Source organism: Ureibacillus sp. 179-F W5.1 NHS (genome assembly GCF_045369345.1).
In the GTDB taxonomy this organism is placed as follows: domain Bacteria; phylum Bacillota; class Bacilli; order Bacillales_A; family Planococcaceae; genus Ureibacillus; species Ureibacillus halotolerans.
The window spans coordinates 1-1,386 of record NZ_JBIQFG010000104.1 but is presented as its reverse complement, the minus strand read 5'-3'; the positions used below and the strand labels follow the sequence as shown (position 1 = coordinate 1,386).

Sequence of the window (1,386 nt, the reverse complement as noted above, 5' to 3'; positions counted from 1 at the left end):
GGCTCTAAAATATTTGTTGGGGTACAGATAAAATTCAGAAAAAATAAACACGCAATCTCCTAATTTTGTTAGACTTTGTTTAGACCAATAAACAAAACAAAAGGGAGATGCGTGTAATTGAATTTTAACATGACTTTACCAGGATTAGAAGAGTTTATCATTACGAAATCATTGGAAAAAGACGGTTACTATGAACTTCATTTGGAGTTGGAGAGGAAAGCTCATCGTTGTCCGTGTTGTGGTCAATTAACCGAACGCGTACATGATTATCGAATTCAGAAGATCAAACATAATAGTATTTTTAGTAGAAGAACATTCCTATTCTATCGAAAACGTCGGTATGTTTGTGAAGTCAAAGATTGTAGGAAACGATTTTACGAAGATAATTCCTTAGTAGAGTGGTATCAAAGACAGTCCATAGAGTACAAACAGGCGTTGGCGATTGAAATCATCCATGGTAAAAATTTTAAGGATGTGGCTGATCGTTTTGACACTTCACCGACAACCGTAATGCGCCATTTTGATAAAATTAGTTCTTCTATGTTAACGGAGACTAAACAGTTACCAGAAGTCATCGCAATAGATGAATATAAAGGGGATGCAGGTGGTGAAAAGTATCAAACGGTCATTGCTGACCCTATTAATAGGAGACCATTAGATATTTTAAAAGATCGTAAAAAAGAAACGCTGGTAGCTTATTTAAGAAAACATGGAGATAACGTAAACGTTGTCGTTATGGATATGAGTCATTCTTTCAAAGCAGCTGTTGATCAAGCATTAGGACGCCCTGTTGTCGTAGCTGACCGATTTCATTTTTGTCGTTATATATACTGGGCTTTAGAAAAAGTGAGAAGGAAGGAACAGAAAGCCTTTGACGATTACCAACGTAAGAAATGTAAAAGAATGCGTCATGTCTTTTATAAGCACTATGAGGATTTAACCGAAAAGCAATTATGGTATTTAAATTACTTTTTAGAAAAGTCACCTGAATTAAAAAAGGCTTATGAATTGAAAGAGGCTTATCGATTATGGTTTGAAATAGCTAAACAATTAGCACCGAATAATTTAAAAGAAGTAAAAGAAAGATTATATAGCTATTATGATTTAGTAAAGTCTTCCGGATTAGTTGAATTTGAAAAGGCAATAGAAACCTTTCAAAATTGGCAGAAGGAGATTATGAATAGCTTTGCCTATAACTTGAATAATGGTTATGTCGAAGGCATTAATAACCAAACGAAGGTTATTAAAAGAAATGCGTTTGGGTTTAAACGATTTGATCGATTCAGATTAAAGGTGTTATTACACCATCAATATAAAAATATAGATGTTCGGGTCGCATAAATTAGGAGTGAGCTAAATGCTCACCCCAACATTTGACTTAGAACC

Annotated in this window: 1 protein-coding gene; it reads left to right on the top strand. The window is 34.2% G+C overall.

Features of this window, described 5'->3' with window-relative positions; genetic code table 11:
- Window positions 1-129 precede the first annotated feature (129 nt).
- Entirely contained in the window at window positions 130-1,341 is a 1,212-nt protein-coding gene (locus ACH0B5_RS18015; protein ID WP_241559397.1) for an ISL3 family transposase, read from the top strand.
- The last annotated feature ends 45 nt before the right edge of the window (window positions 1,342-1,386 follow it).

Excerpts from the sequence above, each read along its gene's own strand:
- ACH0B5_RS18015 (WP_241559397.1), top strand. The coding sequence starts at position 130 with ATGACTTTACCAGGATTAGAAGAGTTTATCATTACGAAATCATTGGAA.